At 50.9% G+C, this 15,630-nt stretch carries 15 protein-coding genes, 1 pseudogene and 1 other annotated feature; of the genes and pseudogenes, 6 read left to right on the plus strand and 10 right to left on the minus strand.

The window, feature by feature from the left end:
* Window positions 1-242: 242 nt before the first annotated feature.
* Window positions 243-446: pseudogene (locus GOM71_RS16435) on the plus strand (alpha-amylase family glycosyl hydrolase); the annotation flags it as partial.
* Between the two features lie 59 nt (window positions 447-505).
* On the opposite strand, the gene rplT reads toward GOM71_RS16435, so the two are convergent.
* The 4 genes from rplT to GOM71_RS16455 form a co-directional block, all read right to left on the minus strand.
* Complete coding sequence (gene rplT / locus GOM71_RS16440) at window positions 506-865, minus strand: 50S ribosomal protein L20 (protein WP_156282986.1); 360 nt, start codon at window positions 863-865, stop codon at window positions 506-508.
* Window positions 866-917: 52 nt separating this feature from the next.
* A complete protein-coding gene (gene rpmI, locus GOM71_RS16445) occupies window positions 918-1,118 on the minus strand; it encodes a 50S ribosomal protein L35 (protein ID WP_015842912.1) in 201 nt (66 codons plus the stop codon).
* Window positions 1,119-1,138: 20 nt separating this feature from the next.
* The gene (infC, locus tag GOM71_RS16450; protein WP_367649657.1) at window positions 1,139-1,636 is read right to left on the minus strand and encodes a translation initiation factor IF-3; all 498 of its coding nucleotides are present in this window, start codon (window positions 1,634-1,636) and stop codon (window positions 1,139-1,141) included.
* Between the two features lie 62 nt (window positions 1,637-1,698).
* Window positions 1,699-1,845 (minus strand) — a sequence feature (ribosomal protein L20 leader region).
* 77 nt (window positions 1,846-1,922) lie between these two features.
* Window positions 1,923-3,161 carry a glycosyltransferase family 2 protein gene (locus tag GOM71_RS16455; protein ID WP_156282990.1) on the minus strand — a complete coding sequence of 413 codons (1,239 nt, stop codon included), beginning with the start codon at window positions 3,159-3,161 and terminating at the stop codon, window positions 1,923-1,925.
* A gap of 614 nt (window positions 3,162-3,775) precedes the next feature.
* Between GOM71_RS16455 and GOM71_RS16460 the strand changes: the two genes are divergently transcribed.
* Window positions 3,776-4,336 (plus strand): phosphatase PAP2 family protein, encoded by a 561-nt coding sequence (locus GOM71_RS16460; protein ID WP_156282992.1) that lies wholly within the window; start codon window positions 3,776-3,778, stop codon window positions 4,334-4,336.
* A 38-nt stretch (window positions 4,337-4,374) separates the two neighbouring features.
* On the opposite strand, the gene trmB is transcribed toward GOM71_RS16460, so the two are convergent.
* Both trmB and GOM71_RS16470 read right to left on the minus strand, forming a co-directional pair.
* Window positions 4,375-5,157, minus strand: coding sequence for a tRNA (guanosine(46)-N7)-methyltransferase TrmB (trmB, locus tag GOM71_RS16465; protein WP_156282994.1), 783 nt, complete (start codon window positions 5,155-5,157; stop codon window positions 4,375-4,377).
* 206 nt (window positions 5,158-5,363) lie between these two features.
* Window positions 5,364-5,567: a hypothetical protein gene (locus tag GOM71_RS16470; protein ID WP_156282996.1), complete on the minus strand. Its 204-nt coding sequence runs from the start codon at window positions 5,565-5,567 to the stop codon at window positions 5,364-5,366.
* Window positions 5,568-5,914: 347 nt separating this feature from the next.
* Between GOM71_RS16470 and mnmL the strand changes: the two genes are divergently transcribed.
* Window positions 5,915-6,871 (plus strand): tRNA modification radical SAM protein MnmL/YtqA, encoded by a 957-nt coding sequence (mnmL, locus tag GOM71_RS16475; protein WP_156282998.1) that lies wholly within the window; start codon window positions 5,915-5,917, stop codon window positions 6,869-6,871.
* A gap of 1 nt (window position 6,872) precedes the next feature.
* Window positions 6,873-7,460 (plus strand): tRNA 5-(aminomethyl)-2-thiouridylate-methyltransferase MnmM, encoded by a 588-nt coding sequence (gene mnmM / locus GOM71_RS16480; RefSeq protein ID WP_156283000.1) that lies wholly within the window; start codon window positions 6,873-6,875, stop codon window positions 7,458-7,460.
* A gap of 582 nt (window positions 7,461-8,042) precedes the next feature.
* On the opposite strand, the gene GOM71_RS16485 is transcribed toward mnmM, so the two are convergent.
* On the minus strand, window positions 8,043-9,863 hold the full coding sequence (locus GOM71_RS16485) for a B12-binding domain-containing radical SAM protein (RefSeq protein ID WP_156283002.1): 1,821 nt from the start codon (window positions 9,861-9,863) through the stop codon (window positions 8,043-8,045).
* A 144-nt stretch (window positions 9,864-10,007) separates the two neighbouring features.
* On the minus strand, window positions 10,008-11,552 hold the full coding sequence (locus tag GOM71_RS16490) for a stalk domain-containing protein (RefSeq protein WP_253944888.1): 1,545 nt from the start codon (window positions 11,550-11,552) through the stop codon (window positions 10,008-10,010).
* A 193-nt stretch (window positions 11,553-11,745) separates the two neighbouring features.
* Here GOM71_RS16490 and GOM71_RS16495 point away from each other — a divergent pair, with 193 nt between their 5' ends.
* Together GOM71_RS16495 and GOM71_RS16500 are read left to right on the plus strand one after the other, a co-directional pair.
* A complete protein-coding gene (locus GOM71_RS16495) occupies window positions 11,746-12,663 on the plus strand; it encodes an RluA family pseudouridine synthase (RefSeq protein WP_156283006.1) in 918 nt (305 codons plus the stop codon).
* Window positions 12,664-12,667: 4 nt separating this feature from the next.
* A complete protein-coding gene (locus GOM71_RS16500) occupies window positions 12,668-12,979 on the plus strand; it encodes a DUF6509 family protein (protein WP_156283008.1) in 312 nt (103 codons plus the stop codon).
* 69 nt (window positions 12,980-13,048) lie between these two features.
* Here GOM71_RS16500 and GOM71_RS16505 read toward each other — a convergent pair whose 3' ends face one another.
* Together GOM71_RS16505 and GOM71_RS16510 are read right to left on the minus strand one after the other, a co-directional pair.
* Entirely contained in the window at window positions 13,049-13,396 is a 348-nt protein-coding gene (locus GOM71_RS16505; protein ID WP_156283010.1) for a hypothetical protein, read from the minus strand.
* A 152-nt stretch (window positions 13,397-13,548) separates the two neighbouring features.
* The gene (locus GOM71_RS16510) at window positions 13,549-15,612 is read right to left on the minus strand and encodes an ABC transporter ATP-binding protein (protein WP_156283012.1); all 2,064 of its coding nucleotides are present in this window, start codon (window positions 15,610-15,612) and stop codon (window positions 13,549-13,551) included.
* Window positions 15,613-15,630: the final 18 nt, after the last annotated feature.

The following is a 15,630-nucleotide window of genomic DNA, read 5'->3' on the forward strand; positions in this document are numbered from 1 at the left end:
AGAACTAGACAAAATTCTACACTTTACTGTTCAATGTATTCGGTTGTTTGTTCTGGTGTTTGCTTTATAATCTAGCTTGCAACCGTTCACAAAGGTCGGTTGATTGTATTCAGATGATTCTGAATAATCGATTAATGTTGGATCGTTCACTACTAAAAAAGGTGGTTTCATTGTCTTTTGCGCAAACGGTTGCATAAATAAGGGGAGGGTTGTGTTCATGTCTTTAGGGGGCCCGAACCGATTTCCAACGCTCCAAAGACGGCGACGAAGTCGTTGTGCTCATTAACGATTCGTGGAGCTCGCAGACGCGCACGATCGGCAATCTCAGCAGCCTTTCCAACGGCGCGCAATTAACAAACCAAATGGGCACCGATAAAGTTACGGTTAATAACGGCTCGATTAACGTAACGCTCGAACCTAAAGAAGTAAAAATTCTCGTTAAATAACGGCAAAAAGAAGAGGCTGTCCCGCTCGGGGACAGCCTCTTTATACGCTTAATGCAATACTAAGCGTTGATTTTCGATTTTGCAACGCCTGCAAGGGAGTTGAACGAGTTGATGTCGTTAACAGCCAGGTCAGCAAGCATTTTGCGGTTCACTTCTACGCCAGCCAGTTTCAAGCCGTACATGAATTTGTTGTACGACAGGCCGTTTTGGCGAGCAGCCGCGTTGATACGAACGATCCACAGTCTGCGGAAATTGCGTTTAGTCGTACGACGGTCACGGTAAGCGTACAGCAGGGATTTACCTACTTGCTCCTTCGCTGTTTTAAACAGACGATGTTTCGAACCGAAATAACCTTTAGCCAGCTTTAAAATTCTTTTCCGACGACGAGTGCGGACAAATCCGCCTTTAACTCTTGCCATGAGTGGAAACCTCCCATAAGTTGATTTTACTTTCTATAATGGTCGTACAATACTATTTCAGGTTAGCAAGGCCTTGCTGAATGCGGCGAACGTCGCCTGCAGCCATAAGCGGCTGGCCAGCAAGAACGCGTTTTTGACGTCCCGATTTGTGGGAAAGCAAGTGATTGCGGTACGCTTTGTAGCGTTTCACTTTACCAGTACCGGTAATTTTGAAGCGGTCTTTCAGACTGCTGTGCGTTTTCATCTTAGGCATGTCGTTTATCCTCCCTTAAATTAACTATTGCTTTTTGGTGCCAAAATCATAATCATGCTCCGGCCTTCCAGCTTCGGCGCACGCTCTACGCTGCATATTTCGGCAACCTCTTGCGACAGACGGTCCAGAATTTTCTGGCCGATCGCCGCATGCGCGATTTCACGCCCGCGGAACCGAACGGAAGCTTTGACCTTGTCGCCCTCGCCCAAAAATTTCACGACATTGCGGTATTTCGTTTGGTAGTCGTGCTCATCGATGTTCGCACGGAACCAAACTTCCTTCAAGTCGACGATCTTTTGATTTTTGCGGGCTTCCTTCTCTTTCTTCTGCTGCTCGTAACGGAATTTGCCGTAGTCCATGATGCGGCATACAGGCGGTTTCGCTGTAGGAGCAACATTCACTAGATCCAGATTCAAGTCAATTGCCATTTGCAGTGCGTCGCGAATCGACTTGATGCCGATTTGCTCGCCTTCCGCGCCGACAAGGCGTACCTCTCTAGCCCGGATCTCATCGTTGATTTGATGTTCTCTGCTAATAACGTGCCACCTCCATAGTGGAATGCTTGCGCATTGGGTTCTCAAAAATAAAAAAAATGCGGGTTCGCGCGAACCCGCATTCCATAACCGTTCTCATCATTTCAGACATAGAAATGTTCGATAACAATCGATTATCGCGAACCAGTCAGCCTGTGCCGAAAGGTGAGAAGCGGGCGCTTCTTCTTGTGCGTCTATTCACTTTAAAACTGTTACCGATATAATATACCATAGCGTTCTTTACTGTGTCAACCCATTCAGCAAGCAACCTTTAAAGCTGTTTGCTTTGCACTTCTTCCAGACGAATAACGCGCGTATGCTGCGTGTGGCTCCACTTTTTGTTGTTTTGCGTAAAGAAGGCGTGAACCGTAATCGGCCACCACGACAGCGTAAACAGCAGAAACGTCGGAATGCGCAGATACAGCTTCCAATTGACTTTCGCCAGGTACATCGAAAGCGGAATTTGAATAAATACGTACAGCATATACGGAATGCTCAGCCACAGCGGCAGGAGATTGTAAACCGAAGTGACGTAGTTGCCTCCCGACAATACGATATCGCCCCAAATTATCGCCGAGATGAAGAAGCCTGCCAAGTAGTTGTATGCGTTGAAAACATAAAGCGCGGCGTCGATCTTCGTCCAGCTGCCTTCTTTGATGCCCTGCCAAAGCAGCGGAAGCATATATTTGCGCGTTACGTCGAAATGGCCTTGCATCCAGCGAAGACGCTGACGAGCCGAAGCCTGGAACGTAATCGGCTTCTCGTCAAATACTTTTGCCTCATAATTAAATTTCGGGTAAATTCCGCGTTGGATACAACGTACGGTAAACTCGAGATCCTCAACAAGACTCGTTGCGCCCCAGCCCATTTCTTTCAGCAGCTTGGCATCAAAGCACATGCCTGTGCCGCCAAGGAAGTTGGCAAGCTTCAAGTTCGTTCTAGGCAGCTGCCAAAGGCGGTTGCAGAACCAGTAGTTAATCGCGTTTGCGGAACTAACCCACGAGTCGTTCGGGTTTTTCGTGTCAAGGTAACCTTGGATCACTTTGTTTCCATTGATCAGATCATTATTCATATATTGCAGGAAGTCAGTCGCCACAAGATTGTCAGCGTCAAAAATACATACGCCGTCATAGCTCTTCGGCATTTTCCACAGCTCTTTAAGCATCCATTCTACGGCATAGCCTTTGCCGCGCTGGTTCGTGTTAACCCGTTCGCATGCATACACGCCGTCGTAGCTGTTTACAACTTTAACCGTTCCGTCTGTGCAGTTGTCGCAAATAACGAAAATATCGTACAGCTCGCGAGGATATTTCATTTTCAATAAATTTTCGATCAATGCGCCTACTACCTGTTCCTCATTGTGAGCGGCGACAAGCAAAGCGAATTTCTTTTGCGGAGCATGAGATAAATCTTCCTTTTTGCGGTGCCAGCCGTAAAACGTTAGAAACAGCTGGTACAAGCCGAGCAAAGCAAAAGCGATTTGAAACACAAACATTATCGTATTGAACATTCGGTACTGCCCCCTTAAGACCCCTTTTTAATTGCCCGTTCTAATCACTGCGTCCAACTTGCGACTGCAGCCCCGACAGGCTCTTTATTATATATTTTCTCTACTTTGACGCACTTCGCTTATCTATATGGAAAAACGTCATCGTTGACTTTACTGATTTTCCACACAATGACCAACTTTGTCAAAAGCTTAATTTGCCGCCATTATGCGCAATCCAGCCAGAAAAACGCTTGCATGGCGTATGAATATCTCAATTACCTCCTTTTGCGGCGAATCAGCCTTATTTTCACCTGTTTGCTTTCTTTTTAGCCCTTCCGTCCTTACTAACGACAAGAGACGCTAAAAAGTTTCCCGGGCTATTGCTCCGCATTGTGTCAAAAACGTGAACGATTATGCGGCAAAACTTGCACTTCCATATCAGTTTTGCCAATAGGCCCATTTTGTAATACGGGGCTCCTTTATATAAATTTCAAAATGAAGTTATCTTTTTTTTAAACATCTATATCGCAATATCGGTTATAATGTGTGCGAATCATGCATTCGTTTGCTCCGCAAACTTTAAGCACACGCTTTCGAAGTAAGTTTGCCCCGCAAACTTTTTAGGAGGGACACAGATGAGACGAGTGATAGAAAAACTAAGAACCCGCGAACAACAGTTCATCATCTGGGCCAATCAACGGAGAATGCACAGAAGGCTGCATCGATGGATTGGAAAATGGCTGGCAACGATTACGCATATGGGCGGTGCTACTTTCACTTGCTCGAGCGCTTTGCTCTTCGCGCTTCTTGCGCCCGCGCCTTGGAACATGACGGGGTGGCAATGCTTTACCGCAGTCGTAATCAGTCATTTTCCGGTTTTTATCGTGAAGAGAAAATTCAAGAGGCTGCGCCCTTATCAAGCGCTTGAGGGGATGAATACGGGAAGGAAACCGCTGGTCGATTCCTCATTTCCGTCCGGTCATACGACCGCCATATTTGCTTGGCTAATACCGCTGGTCGCCGCAAGCGGGACCTGGATTGTCATCGCGCTGCCGATCGCTGTTGTCATCGGCGTATCGGTCGGCTGGTCTAGAATGTACCTCGGACTCCATTATCCTTCCGATGTGGCCGTCGGCGCGCTGATCGGCACGCTGACAGCCATTGCGGTCGAATATAATTGGGTAAATCCGATCTAGCCAGCCGCCGCACGAGTCGATAGCCGTTCAACGAATGGCTATTCGTCCTCTTCCCGGCTTGCGAGTCCTGCTGCCGCTGCGGCATCAGCTGCCTCAGCAGCCGCCGCTTCACGGCGGGCAGCCTCGCGCTTGTTGGCGCGATGCTCGGCAAGCACGGCTTCGCCGACTACCGCTTCAAGCCGATAAATGGGCTGGCCCTTGCCCATAAACTTCATTTCATATTCGGTAAATACGAGATCCTCGCGAGGCTCGTCCTTATGCAAATGAAGCGAGATGTTGCGCAAATGCATTTCCACTTCCGCGAAGCTGTTTAACGAAAATTCAAACAGCGATTGCGAATCGGTCTTAAAATGAATTTCACCGCGCTCGTTCAGCAGCTGCTCATATTTCGCGAGAAACCGCGGATGTGTCAGCCTGCGGCGAGCGTGTTTGCTTTTCGGCCACGGATCGCTGAAATTCAGATGGATGCGCTGCAATTCTCCCGGCTCGAACATCGTCTCAATATGCTCGATATTTGCACGAAGCAACGCCAGATTCGGCGGATTGTCTACGCCCTGCTCTTGCCAAATTTCGCGCGCCTTCTCGCTTGCGCGGCGGATCAGCTCGTCATACATATCGACGCCGATAAAGTTGATATTAGGGTTGAGAGCGCTCATATGGCTAATAAAGCGTCCCTTGCCCATGCCAAGCTCGACATAAATCGGGTTGTCGTTGCCGAAAAACTCGCGCCATTTGCCTTTAAGCGGCGCTCCGTCAAGCACGACCAGCTCCGGTTGCGCCTCTATGCTTTCACGAATTCCTTTTCTTCCTCTTAAACGCATGTTGATGATGTCCTCCTACAATCCATTGGATCAATAAACTGATACTTATTTTGCCCAAGTTCCGTCCGGTTGTAAAGGGCTTGGACAAACAAGCGTACACGCTGCCTCTGTGCAGCGGCATACGCTGCGTTTCGCAATGACCATGAAAAAGCCGCAGGAGCAATCCCGCGGCTTAAATTTAGCCAATGGCTAATTATTTTTTGTACTTAGGTAAGCATGCGATAGTCGATCGGAGCGCTGCTCGAATCGATTTCGAACGTTTCTTCCAGCACTTCGTTCAGCTTTCTGCGTGCAGACACCTCAATATGATGATTGTTGGGGAAACGGACGCCGCTAAGCGCCATCAGTTCTTTCACTGTCAATTCTACCTTTACCAATTCGTCGCCATGCGGAATTTTTGTTTGGCTCATTACAGATCACCTCATCGATTTTATTTACAGCATTTCCAGTTAATCGACGTTCTATGACAATCAGTACGAATAGAGTATGTTAGGTTTTTTTGTTGTCTTGTCGCACTTTTAATATAACAGATCGTGTTAGGTTTAGCAAGCCCAATTTGTGGTGAAAGCGTTATTTTTTCCAGTTGTTTTTTGATCCGCAAATCCCCTTTCGCAGCATGGCAATTGCGGACGGTTTTCGGTAAAATAAAAAGCAATTCATTAGCTAAGGAGTGACTTTGAAGATGCAGAGTGACTTTGAGCTCCGCTCAAAGGTCCTGATGTCATGTTCAAAGATTCTGATGTAAGGAGGTGAACGCATGAACGCTTTGCAGCTATCGCCTGAGCCGCAGCTTTGGGGCGACAAACGATTTCATACCTGGAACTACGAGATGCGGGAGCATTTCGGGGAAAAAGTGTTTAAAGTGACGCTCGACGCCGGCTTCACCTGTCCGAACCGCGACGGCTCGATTGCCAAGGGCGGCTGTACCTTTTGCAGCGCCAGAGGCTCCGGAGATTTCGCCGGCAGTAGACGCGACGATCTCGTCACGCAATTCAATACGATCCGCGACCGCCAGCATTTGAAATGGCCGGACGCGAAATATATCGGCTATTTCCAAGCTTATACCAACACTTATGCTCCATTGGAGGAGCTGCGCGAGTATTATGAAATCATCTTGCAGCAGCCCGGCGTTGTCGGCTTGTCGATCGCAACGCGTCCCGACTGTTTGCCGGACGATGTCGTGGACTACTTGGCGGAGCTGAATGAGCGAACTTACCTGTGGGTGGAGATGGGGCTGCAGACAATCCATGAGTCGACCTCCGCTCTCATTAACCGCGCACACGACACCGATTGTTATCTTGATGCAGTGCGCCGCCTTCGCAAGCGCGGCATTCGCGTCTGCGCCCATATTATTTACGGCTTGCCGCAAGAAACGCATGAAATGATGCTCGATACCGGACGCGCTGTCGCCCAAATGGACGTGCAAGGGATTAAAATTCATCTGCTTCACTTGATGCGCAAAACGCCGATGGTGAAGCAATACGAAGCCGGCCTGCTGCGGTTTCTGGAGCAGGACGAGTACATTAAACTGATCGTCGATTCGCTTGAATTTCTGCCGCCGGAAATGATCGTCCATCGGCTGACCGGAGACGCGCCGCGCAGCCTGCTGATCGGGCCGATGTGGAGCATGAACAAGTGGGCTGTGCTCAACGGTATCGACGACGAGCTGAAACGCCGAGATTCGTGGCAAGGCAAGCATTGGAGGAAGGTTTAAAATGGGATTTCTTTCTGTACTGGGCATGGCGCATAAGTGGATTGCGGAACGGACTCATCCGGGCGATATCGTCATTGACGCGACAGCGGGCACCGGCGTAGACGCGCTTGCTCTCGCCACTCTCGTCGGACCGAAGGGTACCTTGTATGCGTTCGATATTCAGCAGGACGCGCTCGACCGGACGAGGACGCGGCTTGCAGCGCTGGACGCGGACGGCAGGCTTCCCGCCTTGCGCCTGCTTCTCCGCAGCCATGCAGAAATGGCTGCAGCCGTTGCTCCGGAAGCTGCAGGCAACGTAGCCGCCGTCATGTTTAATCTCGGCTATTTGCCGGGAGGCGACGAAACGGTCATAACGGAGCCGGCGACAACGATTGCTGCCCTGAATGCGGCTTTGTCGCTGCTTCGCCCCGGCGGGATCGTCACTTGCGTCCTCTACCCGGGCCATCCCGGCGGAGAGATCGAGGCTGCTGCCGTTGAAGCATGGGCATCGCAGCTGCCAGGCGCGGCCGCAGCCGCGATGCTGTACCGGCAGCCGCAGAGACAAACCGCGCCATACTTAATTGCCGTTGAAAAACGACGGCAAGCTTAAAAAGCTAAGCCCTACATATTGATAACGCTGTGTGACAGCGCTATTTCACCAACGTGCCTGCCGTTCGACCAAATAACACTGTGCAACAGTGCTATTTCAACGAAATTGTGCGCAGCCCAGCCAATTTTGAAATATAAAGCTGTGCCACAGCGCTATTTCACCAACGTGCCTGCCGTTCGACCAAATAACACTGTGCGACAGTGCTATTTCAACGAAATTGTGCGCAGCCCAGCCAATTTTGAAATATAAAGCTGTGCCACAGCGCTATTTCACCAACGTGCCTGCCGTTCGACCAAATAACACTGTGCGACAGTGCTATTTCAACGAAATTGTGCGCAGCCCAGCCAATTTTGAAATATAAAGCTGTGCCACAGCGCTATTTCACCAACGTGCCTGCCGTTCGACCAAATAACACTGTGCGACAGTGCTATTTCAACGAAATTGTGCGCCAACAGGAGTCAAATTACCGTCCCCGCCAGTTCGCGCATGAGATCAACTAAGTTGCAACCAGCATTGCGCTAAACCGAAAAAGACGCCTTCAATGAAGGCGTCTTTTTCGGTTTAGCGGCATTTTTTTGTCGGTTAAGCGCCGGCCGTTTCCGCAGCTCCGTCTTTTAACATGTAGGCCTTTGGCACCGGCTTTCCGCCGTTTCCGTTGTCGAGCGCATACAGGACAGCGAGCAGCGTCCGCGTATCCTTGCGGACTTCCCCCTTTTCCAAGTAAGCTTCCAAATCAAACGGCAGCATCTCAATGACCGCATGCTTGTGCAGCTCCTTCTCCGACAGGCCATGTGCGGCAAACCCGGCAGAAACGTCCTCCGGCCGTTCGACAAGGCGGCGCATCCAAGCGCCCCATTCCGCTTTATCCATCGTAAACGCCCACCACGTTTTGCGCGGCTTGTAGTTGTGATTGAGGAAATAGTCGTATTTCATCAGCCCAAGCACGACATCCAAATCGAGCTTATCCCGGCCTTCCGAAGCCGCATCATCGCGATAAGCGTTCAGGAACGACCATAGACGGGAGAACAAATCCTCCAGCTGATGGCCGATTTTTTGCCAGCCTTGCGCTTCCCAATAGTCGCCAAACGACTGGAAGAACGCAAAAGCGGAAGGAAACACGTTGTCGATCAGATGCAGCAGCGTGCGGTCCATCCGATGCGCGTTCCAATACTTCTCAAGCACGTCTTCTACCCGCTTAATGCGCACGATATCGCCAAACGGCATCAAGTCGTTGCCCAGCATTTCATACGGGGAGTGATCCATATAAATATAGCCCCATTTTTCGGCGTCGCGGCGAAGTCCGGTGCCGCGCAGCATTTTCAGAAAACCAAGCTGCAGTTCCTCTGGACGCAGAGCGAACACGTCGTTAAAAGTGCCCGTAAACGTATCATAGTTTTCAAGCGGCAAGCCGGCGATCAAATCGAGGTGCTGATCGATTTTCCCGGACTCCTTCACTTTCGTGACGGTGCGCACCAGCTTGGACCAGTTCTGTCTGCGCTGGACAGCGAGGTTTGTCGGATCGTTCGTCGACTGAACGCCGATTTCAAAGCGGAATATGCCAGGCGGCGCATGTTCCGCCAAGTAGTCTAGCACCTCAGGGCGCATAATATCGGCTGTGATTTCAAATTGGAATACACAGCCGCGATGGTTCTCGATAAGAAACTGAAAAATTTCCAGCGCATAGTCCCGTTTAATATTAAAGGTACGGTCGACGAATTTAATAAGTTTGGCTCCTGAATCAATTAAATACAAAATGTCCGCCTTCGTCCGTTCCATATCGAAGTAACGTACGCCGACCTCGATGCTGGACAAGCAGAACTGGCAGCTGAACGGGCAGCCGCGGCTCGTCTCGAAATAGACAATCCGGTTCGCAAGCGTCGGCAAATCCTCCTTGAAGCGGTAAGGCGACGGCAGCGTCGCGAGGTCGAGTTTCGGACGTCCGGGATTAATTAGCACTTCAACGCGATCCTCGCGCTGTTTGCGATAAGCAAGTCCGAATACCATATGGAATTTGCCTGCTCCCTCAAGCTCCGTAAGCAAATGGTGAAACGTCTCTTCCCCTTCGCCAACGACGATAAAATCAACCTCAGGGATGCGTTCCATCCAATAGTCCGTATCGTAGCTGACCTCCGGTCCTCCTAGGACGATCTTCAGCTCCGGCTTGATTTTTCGAAGCATATTGATAACCGTAATGGTCTCTTCGATATTCCAAATATAGCAGGAGAAGCCTACGACATCCGGGTTGCGCGTGAAAAGATCGGACACGATATTCATAGCCGGGTCCTTAATCGTATATTCGACGATGTCGATATCGAAATCTTTCGCGCTGTATGCCTTCAAGCAACGAAGCGCAAGCGACGTGTGAATATATTTAGCGTTTAATGTAGTCAATACGACTTTCATAGCGATACCCTCTCTGCCTTCAATCAAGATGCTTCCTATTGTACCGAAAAGCGCCGCAAAAAAGAAGGGGCTCTCCGTCAGCGTACATGCTGAACGGAGAACCCCCGGCATTGAAAACAAATGTATCCGATTGAATGATAATAATTAGGCCCGAACGGTAATAATTGCCTTGTCCTTCACCTGCAAGTTGATGACTGGAAAGAACAAGCGCCATTTGCCGTCTTCTGTCGCGTGCACTTCATCTTCAGTAAAACCTCGCGGTTTAAAGCTGTATTCGCGGTCAAAGTTAATGAGCAGCTGAACCGGCTCGTCCGGCAGCATTTCACTCAGCTCATAGCCTAAATTTAACGCCCATGCGCGCAAATCCGCTTCGATTGTGCCTCCGTAAAGCAAGTAAGCAGACGGGTCGATCGTTGCTGAAATGACGAGCCAGCCCTCAGCGTCGCGCGTTACGTTCCAATCGCTAAATTCTACAAGACCTTCACTCGTCTGCAGATAGGAAAAGTTGTCCGCTATAACTTCTTGTATCCGTTCGTTCGATGCGCCGACAAGCGTCTTTGGCAGCGGCGATTCCAGAAATTTCACGTTGGCAGCCGGTTTAGCCGGCAAACCTGCATAAAGCAATCGCCCGTACGTTACGGCAACGGCAAAGTTCAAATCCGCTTGCGAGGTGTAGCCGGCTGTAGTAATGCCGATTAATTCCCCGTATTCATTAAACAGCGCGCCGCCGGAGCTGCCGTGGTCAATCGGCGCGCTCGTTTGAATATAGCGAACGCCGCCTTCATATACGATATTGCTGATCAAGCCGTCGGAAACCGTGTTTTGAAGGCCTAACGGACTGCCGATTGCTACGACTTTATCGCCTTTTTTAGATGTCAGGTCGGCATAGCCTAACTCAACAGGCGCAACGCCAAGCGATTCTTTCGTTTGAATAATCGCCAAATCATAGTCCTCATCGTAGGCCGCGACACCGGCAACCTCGAAATTGTCGCCGTCAACCGTCAAAACAGTCGCAGAGGCGGCATCAACGATGACATGATGGTTCGTCAGTATCCAGCGGTCACCGATAACGACGCCGCTACCCATCGCTCTGTTGGTTGAAATAAGCACTACGCTATCGTCATATTTATCAACGATTTGCGTCGTGGTCAGCTTTGCCCGTTGCGCTTCCGCTTCTTTTTGCTGCTCATATGCTTGGGTCATAATGCGAACGGAATTCGTCCTTGCATCCCAATTGACCGTTGCGTCAAGTGACTCTGCCACAAACCTCGCCGGCACGTAAGTAACGCCGCTCTTCACAATCGGAGCGGCTTCCAGTTTGGAAGCCTTGCCGTTAATGACCGCTGTTTTGGATCCCACCGTAAGCGTGACGGTAACACCTGGCTTCGATCCGACTATGGTTTGCGACTTCGATTCCCAATAAACAGAAGCTCCAAGCGCAGTGAAAATCGAACGCATCGGCACAAAAGTGACACCGTCCTTAACAAACGGCGGCGAGGACAGCTGTAATTTCTCATCATTGAGATATACCGATATCGATTTCGTGCTTGTGGCAGTGACCGCTAATTTTGCGGCGCTTGCAACTGAAGCAGGCTGCGCCGAGGCCGCATGGGCCGCGCCGCCGGACAATGGGGCAATTAGCAAGCTTCCTGCGATGACGGTGCTTAGCAGAACAGAATTTTTAAACATTTTCACAGTATGAGGACCTCCACATTATGGCTGGACATTATTTCAATATCGTAACATCGCTCCCGTTTATTGTCTATGAAACACTTTTCATAGATTGATGCAATCGGTGCTCGATCAGAAAGCGGCGAATAGTATTGCATTCGCAATCATGATATAGTTGGTGCAGCAAGGAACTCGCAGGAGGTATACAGCAATGTCCAAGAAACCAAAGAGCGCCGGACCGAGGGGAACGGGCTCGCCGGAGAATCGGCTGACGGCGGCGGAGCCGGCGGAGCTGCTCTCTTTTTTGCTCGCGCAGCTGAATCAAGGCCGAAACAGCGTGAAATCGCTGCTGGCGCATGGCCAAGTGTTTGTGGATGGACGCGCAGAGACGAAATACAATTTCATGCTGGAGCCGGGACAAACGGTCATAATCCGCAAGGAGCGCGCGCCGGAGACAGTTCCGCTTGCCGGTTTGGCTATATTGCATGAGGACGAGCACATTATCGTTGTGAACAAAGATTCCGGTCTGCTCTCGATTGCAACGGATAAAGAAACAGAGCTTACCGCTTACCGCCAATTAAATGCCCATGTGCGCGCAGCCGATCCTAAAGGGCGTATTTTCATCGTTCACCGTCTCGATCGCGACACATCCGGCGTCATGATGTTCGCCAAGAGCGAAGCGGTGCAGCAGAAGCTGCAAAACAATTGGCAAGATATTGTCCAAGAGCGTTCTTACGTTGCCCTTGTCGAGGGAACCGTTAAGAAATCGGTCGGAACGGTCAAATCGTGGCTGAAGGAAAGCAGCACGCTGCGCATGTACTCCAGCCCGCACCCGAATGACGGACAGCTCGCGGTTACCCACTATAAGCTGCTGCAAGCAGGCAAGCAATTTTCGCTTCTGGAAGTACATCTGGAAACCGGTCGCAAAAATCAGATCCGCGTCCACATGCAAGATATCGGCCACCCGGTCGTCGGCGACAAGAAGTACGGCTCCCGCGCCAAGCCGATCCCGCGTCTTGGCTTGCATGCGCGCGTGCTCGCGTTCGAGCATCCTGTAAGCGGCAAATTGCTGCGTTTTGACACAGGCATTCCAAAACTATTCTATAATCCGTTCCGAGGAGAGAAATAAACAAATGGAAGCAGAACAGTTACTGACAATTAGCAGTTACAGCGTTGAGTTTATTAAAGATCCGTTCGGCATTCTGGCCGGCAAACGTTATGAATTTCTGATCGACATCGAGCTTGATGAAGAGGACGAGCTATACTCCAGCAAAGGCATCTATCTGCGCGTCGTATATCGGGTAGAGGGCGAAGCAGGCGAAATCATCAAGCATGATATTATTGAGAAGGAATCGGAGAAGCATCTGGACTTCGAGCTTGAGGACGAGGAGCTTCAGGAGCTTGCCGCTTTTTGCGCTGCGCATTACGGCGAGGCCGAGGAATAAACGAAAATATTTAACCGCCATTCAACAGCCTCGGCAGCGAGCATATTGAATGGCGGTTTTTTTTACAGCTTACAGCGGAATACGATAGGAAGAGCGTTCCTCGACAATATGCTCGCCGTTGTTGTACACCCACTTGAATGAGAACTGGGTACCCTCGTACCCGGTACGGCTGCGAATATCCGGCGCAATGACGCTTTCGAGATTGTCCGCAATCGTTTGCTGCAGCGAAGAAAGCCGTACTCGATTTTCCGCGCTTAGCTGCGCGGCCTCTTCCTCCGACTGCGCCGTCTGCATAAAATAAGCGATTCCAATCTCTTCGTCGCTTATATTCTCAGGAAGCGGATAACCGGATCCGCGAAAAATTTCCTTTACCGTATCGTTCCAATCTCTTATCAAATCGATCGTAATTTCGTACAAACCATACAGCTCCTCTAATGATGGTGTAGAAGGTTCTATTTACGTTAGTTTAAGCCACTTGAAGGTCGGGAGCAATGTCAAACGAAAAAAAGCCGTCTCGAAAGCCCGTTTACGACCTTCAAGACAGCCTATGAAACCGATAAAATCAAAGCTCAGCCAAGAGGATAATGGCAAGCCGCAAGGTGATCGGAGCCGACAGCGCGAAGCTTCGGCTCTTCTTCGCGGCAGCGAGCGGTTGCCGCCGGGCATCGCGTGTGGAAACGACATCCTGACGGCGGGTTTGCAGGCGATGGAATTTCGCCGCTTATCGCGGAAAACTGCCTTTTGCGCCCGGGATCGGGCTGAGGAATGGACGAGATCAAGCCTTGCGTATACGGATGCGCCGGACGATGGAACAGTTCTTCGCTGGGCGCGATTTCTACTAGCTTGCCTAAGTACATGACGCCGATCCGATCGGAAATATGGCGGACAATATGAAGGCCATGCGCGATAAATAAATACGTTAAGTTCATCTGCCGCTGAAGCTGCTGCAGCAAATTAATAATTTGCGCTTGAACGGAAACATCGAGCGCCGACACCGCTTCGTCCGCCAGCAAAAACTGCGGATTTAGCGCAATCGCCCGCGCGATGCCTATCCGTTGGCGTTGGCCGCCGGAAAACTCGTGCGGATAACGGCCGCGCCAAGCTGGGCTCAGCCCGACAAGCTCCAGCAATTCCTCCACGCGGGCATGCCGCTCCTTCGAATCGGATCCGAAATTATGCACGCGAAGCGGCTCGCTTATAATATCGCCGATCGTCCAACGCGGATTAACCGAACCGTATGGATCTTGAAACACCATTTGCATGTCGCGCCGCGCTTTGCGAAGCTCCGGGCCGGATAGTCCGGTCAAGCTTCGCCCTTGAAAGATGACGTTGCCGCGCGTCGCCTGCTCCAGCTGGAGCAGCACTCTGCCCAGCGTAGACTTCCCGCTTCCCGATTCTCCAACCAGTCCGAACGTTTCGCCCTTGCGAATCGTAAACGAGACGTCCTCGACTGCTCTAATAGACGAGCCCTTTCGGTTGAACAAGCTGCCGCGAATCGGATAATATTTCGAAAGCCCTTCAATTTGAAACAGCGTTTGAACGGCTTCATGACCCGTATCTTCGAGCGCAATAGCCGCCGATGCCGGATCAGTGCTTGCTTCATTTACCGTCACGGCCCCCGCCGCCTCTCTCCATCTGCCGAATTTCCATTCCTCCGATTCCGTCAGCCTTGCCGAATGCCAGCATGCGGCAAAACGCCCGTTTACCTCTTGCAGCGGCGGGTTTTCCGTCACGCATTGCTCCGTCGCATAAGGGCAGCGAGGGTGAAACCGGCAGCCCGTCGGAAGGGCGGATAAGCTCGGAATGGAGCCGTCGATCGAGTACAGCTTCGCGCTGCGGTCGCTCTCCAGCGTCGTAATCGATTGCAGCAAACCTCTCGTATAAGGGTGATGCGGCTGCTCAAAAAGCTGGACGGCGGTCGCTTGCTCAACCACTTGCCCGGCATACATGACGATGATTCGGTCTGCCATCTCCGCTGCGATGCCCATATCGTGCGTGACGAGCAAAATCGCCATCTTGAACTCCTGTTTCAATTCCTGAAGGAGCTGCAATATTTGCGCTTGGATCGTAACGTCAAGCGCAGTCGTCGGCTCGTCGGCAATAAGAAGCTCCGGCCCGCATGCAAGCGCCATCGCGATCATTGCCCGCTGCAGCATGCCGCCGGACAACTCGTTAGGATATTGCTTCATTCGCACTTCCGGCTCCGGAATGCCGACACGGCGCAGCAAGTAGACGGCGTGCGCCTGCGCATCGCGACGGGACCGCTGTTTATGGCGGACAATCGTTTCTACAATCTGGCTGCCGATCGTAAATACCGGATCAAAGGCCGCCATCGGCTCTTGAAATACCATAGCCATCCGCTTGCCTCGCAGCGTCTGCAAATCCTTTTGCGGCATAGAGGAAATATCGATCCCATCCAGCATAATCGAACCGCCCGAAATGACGCCGTTCTCGTAATCAATCAATCGCATGATCGATTTCGACGCAATCGTCTTGCCGCTGCCGGATTCGCCTACAAGGCATACGGTCTCGCCCGCGCTAATCCGAAGCGTTACGTCCGAAATAGCTTTGAGTAGTCCGTTCTTTGTCGTAAAATCGACCGATAACCGATCGATTTCGAGAAGCTGGCGCATATCGTTTCCCCTCCTGTC

Origin of the sequence: Paenibacillus sp. NEAU-GSW1 (assembly GCF_009737085.1) — a bacterium.
Classification (GTDB): Bacteria; Bacillota; Bacilli; order Paenibacillales; family Paenibacillaceae; genus Pristimantibacillus.

Excerpts from the sequence above, each read along its gene's own strand:
- rplT (WP_156282986.1), bottom strand. The coding sequence starts at position 865 with ATGGCAAGAGTTAAAGGCGGATTTGTCCGCACTCGTCGTCGGAAAAGA.
- rpmI (WP_015842912.1), bottom strand. The coding sequence starts at position 1,118 with ATGCCTAAGATGAAAACGCACAGCAGTCTGAAAGACCGCTTCAAAATT.
- GOM71_RS16455 (WP_156282990.1), bottom strand. The coding sequence starts at position 3,161 with ATGTTCAATACGATAATGTTTGTGTTTCAAATCGCTTTTGCTTTGCTC.
- GOM71_RS16460 (WP_156282992.1), top strand. The coding sequence starts at position 3,776 with ATGAGACGAGTGATAGAAAAACTAAGAACCCGCGAACAACAGTTCATC.
- trmB (WP_156282994.1), bottom strand. The coding sequence starts at position 5,157 with ATGCGTTTAAGAGGAAGAAAAGGAATTCGTGAAAGCATAGAGGCGCAA.
- GOM71_RS16470 (WP_156282996.1), bottom strand. The coding sequence starts at position 5,567 with ATGAGCCAAACAAAAATTCCGCATGGCGACGAATTGGTAAAGGTAGAA.
- mnmL (WP_156282998.1), top strand. The coding sequence starts at position 5,915 with ATGAACGCTTTGCAGCTATCGCCTGAGCCGCAGCTTTGGGGCGACAAA.
- mnmM (WP_156283000.1), top strand. The coding sequence starts at position 6,873 with ATGGGATTTCTTTCTGTACTGGGCATGGCGCATAAGTGGATTGCGGAA.
- GOM71_RS16485 (WP_156283002.1), bottom strand. The coding sequence starts at position 9,863 with ATGAAAGTCGTATTGACTACATTAAACGCTAAATATATTCACACGTCG.
- GOM71_RS16490 (WP_253944888.1), bottom strand. The coding sequence starts at position 11,552 with ATGTTTAAAAATTCTGTTCTGCTAAGCACCGTCATCGCAGGAAGCTTG.
- GOM71_RS16495 (WP_156283006.1), top strand. The coding sequence starts at position 11,746 with ATGTCCAAGAAACCAAAGAGCGCCGGACCGAGGGGAACGGGCTCGCCG.
- GOM71_RS16500 (WP_156283008.1), top strand. The coding sequence starts at position 12,668 with ATGGAAGCAGAACAGTTACTGACAATTAGCAGTTACAGCGTTGAGTTT.
- GOM71_RS16510 (WP_156283012.1), bottom strand. The coding sequence starts at position 15,612 with ATGCGCCAGCTTCTCGAAATCGATCGGTTATCGGTCGATTTTACGACA.